Here is a 2,689-nt window from a genome sequence, read left to right as displayed (position 1 = left end):
GCATCAAAACTATCATCTTTAAAACTATCTAATTTATCGATATAATCACCCAGTTCAATTTGCTTGATTTTATCACTTAAATTCTCATCTTTCATACGAGCTTTAAAACGCTCTAATCCTGTTTTGCTCCATTCTATACCACTTACACTAAAACCTTCTTTTGCACAAAACCATAAATTAGCTCCTGTTCCAAAACCAAGTTCTAAAATATTGATTTTACTTCTATCTTGCACATTATAAAAATTCCTTGCTATAAATCTTATAACATTTTCACTTGGATACTTGCCCCATTCTTTTTGAGAAAAAATATTTTCCCAAATTTTTTCATTGCTTCCCAAATTGTTTGAAATTTCTTCATTGCTAATATATTTTTTCATTAACGCTCCCATTTTAAAAAGTTTTCATTTTAACATAAATTGTTTAATTTCTTCTAACGCTACTAGGTAAATTAACCAAGCGTTTTTCTAAATTTTTGGTGTTTATAAGCTCATCGCTTTGGCAGTTTTGAAAAGCTTTTAAACTTGGTAAGCTTTTCCATATAGGACGGACGAAAATATTATTTTTCAAGCATTCTTCTAAAAAGATATTTCTTAAATTTTCATTTTTAAAAAGCAAGGTATTGAGCCAAAAATTGCTTTTTTCATTGCTTTTTTCATCGATAAATTTACACTTATCGTGATTTTTAAAAAAATCCTTGTAAATTTTAGCAAGTTCTCTTTTGTTTTCTAAAAAAAGTTCTAAATTTTCAAGTCCTGCAAGCAAGATTGCTGCGTTTATATTGCAAAGACGGTAATTATAAGCTATCCTATCATGATCGTATTCGTAAGGATGAGGGATTTTGGCTGTGGTGCTAAGGTGTTTTGCAAGCTTGGCTAAATTTTCATCATCGCTTAATATCGCCCCACCGCATCCTCCTGTGATGATTTTGTTACCATTAAAACTTAAAATCCCACATTTTCCAAAAGTGCCTAAGGCCTTGTTTTCATAGGTGCTTCCTAAGGCTTCTGCGGCATCTTCAATTAAAAGGATGTGGTATTTTTCACAAAGCTCTTTGATGGCTTTTATATGAGCGCTTAAACCAAAGGTGTGCATAATAACACAAGCTTTGATGAGTTTGTGTGTGGTTTTGTTATAGCTAAGATTATCTTTTTGATAAGTTTGATTTTCTAAAAAATGCTCTAAAGCCTTAGGGCTTAAACTTAGAGTGTTTTCATCTATATCTAAAAAAACGGGCTTTGCACCTGTATAAGCGATAGCATTGGCCGTAGCGACAAAGCTTATGCTTTGAGTGATGACTTCGCAGTTTTCATCGATATCATTAGCTAGTAAAGCGATATGAAGGGCTGCTGTGCCTGTATTTGTAGCAATAACAAAGCGTGTTTTGGTTTTTTCTTTTAAAGCTTCTTCAAAACGCGTTACAAATTCTCCCACGCTTGAAACAAAACCGCTATCAATGCACTCTAAAAGATATTTTTTCTCATTGCCTATAAAGCAAGGCTCATGTAGGGCGATATTTTCTTTATTAAAAAGACTTTTTATAAAAGAAATTTCTTTTTCAAACATTATAAAGCTCACTTTTATAATTTTCTAAATTTTCTTTAAAATACTCTATGCTTTGTCTTAAACCTTCTTCTAGACTTATTTTGCTTTGCCAATTTGTAGCTTTTTTAAGCTTGTTTGCATCGCAACAAAGTCTAAAAACTTCGCTATTTTTAGGACGCAATCTTTGCTCATCTTGGATGATTTTTACCTTAGAATCTAAAATTTTTTGTATGAGATCAAGTACTTCTTGCATGGAGTATTCCACTCCTGAGCCTATATTATAAACTTCTCCAAAATGTTTTAAATTTAAAAGAGAGATAAAACCCTCGCAAGTATCTAGCACAAAATTTAAATCCCTTTTAGGGCTTAAATCTCCTAGTTTGATTTCCTTTGCTCCACTTAAAATTTGTGTGATGATGGTAGGTATGATAGCCCTTGCGCTTTGTCTTGGTCCATAGGTGTTAAAAGGGCGTGCAATATTGACATTTAAATTAAAAGAATTATAATAACTCAGCGCCATCATATCTGCAGCGATTTTGCTTGCAGAATAAGGGCTTTGAGGTTGTAAAGGGTGTTTTTCATCGATGGGCACATAAAAGGCCGTGCCATAAACTTCGCTTGTTGAGGTGTGGATAAAATGTGAAATTTCGTTTTTTTTAGCTGCTTCGAGCATATTTAAGGTGCCATTGACATTGGTATCCACATAGCTTTGTGGGGCTGTGTAGGAGTAGGGGATAGCGATTAAAGCGCCAAGATGAAAGATCGCATCTATATTTTTGGTGATTTTTTCGCAAAAAAAACTGTCTCTTAAATCTCCACTTATAACTTCCATGTCTTTTAAAAAAGGACTTTTTTCTAAATGTCCCCAAAAATTAAAAGAATTATACTGACTTAAAGCTCTGACTTTAAAACCTTTTTTGACCAAACTTTCACAAAGATGAGAACCTATAAAACCATCAGCACCTGTAACTAAAATATTTCTCACCTTCTCACCCTTTCCATCCATTTATCTAATTTTCTTTCTTTGAGTTTTTCTTCTAAAGGAAGTATATTTTTAATCAAAGCATTTTCTTGTGCTTTAATATGTCCATAAACTAATTCCATAAATTCTAAATGTTCTTTTATCCAAAGAATACTTTTATTAAAA

Annotated in this window: 4 protein-coding genes; all 4 read right to left on the bottom strand. The window is 32.4% G+C overall.

From position 1 onward, the window contains the following. Window positions 1–377, bottom strand: a 377-nt coding sequence (locus tag BGS43_RS03215; protein ID WP_141085292.1) for a class I SAM-dependent methyltransferase, incomplete at its 3' end; no start/stop codon positions are given. Window positions 378–420: 43 nt separating this feature from the next. Next, a complete protein-coding gene (gene legC / locus BGS43_RS03210; protein ID WP_096568756.1) occupies window positions 421–1,563 on the bottom strand; it encodes an aminotransferase LegC in 1,143 nt (380 codons plus the stop codon). Continuing rightward, window positions 1,556–2,527, bottom strand: coding sequence for a 4,6-dehydratase LegB (gene legB, locus BGS43_RS03205; protein ID WP_002786732.1), 972 nt, complete (start codon window positions 2,525–2,527; stop codon window positions 1,556–1,558). The genes legC and legB overlap by 8 nt, the downstream gene beginning before the upstream one ends. Next, on the bottom strand, window positions 2,524–2,689 hold a 166-nt coding region (locus tag BGS43_RS10050; RefSeq protein WP_096568750.1), incomplete at its 5' end, for a motility accessory factor. The genes legB and BGS43_RS10050, both read right to left, overlap by 4 nt.

It is taken from the genome of Campylobacter sp. 110 (genome assembly GCF_002383965.1).
Taxonomy (GTDB): Bacteria; Campylobacterota; Campylobacteria; order Campylobacterales; family Campylobacteraceae; genus Campylobacter_D; species Campylobacter_D coli.
The sequence above is the reverse complement of the archived record's forward strand: the minus strand, read 5'-3'. Positions and strand labels throughout refer to the sequence as shown.

Excerpts from the sequence above, each read along its gene's own strand:
- legC (WP_096568756.1), bottom strand. The coding sequence starts at position 1,563 with ATGTTTGAAAAAGAAATTTCTTTTATAAAAAGTCTTTTTAATAAAGAA.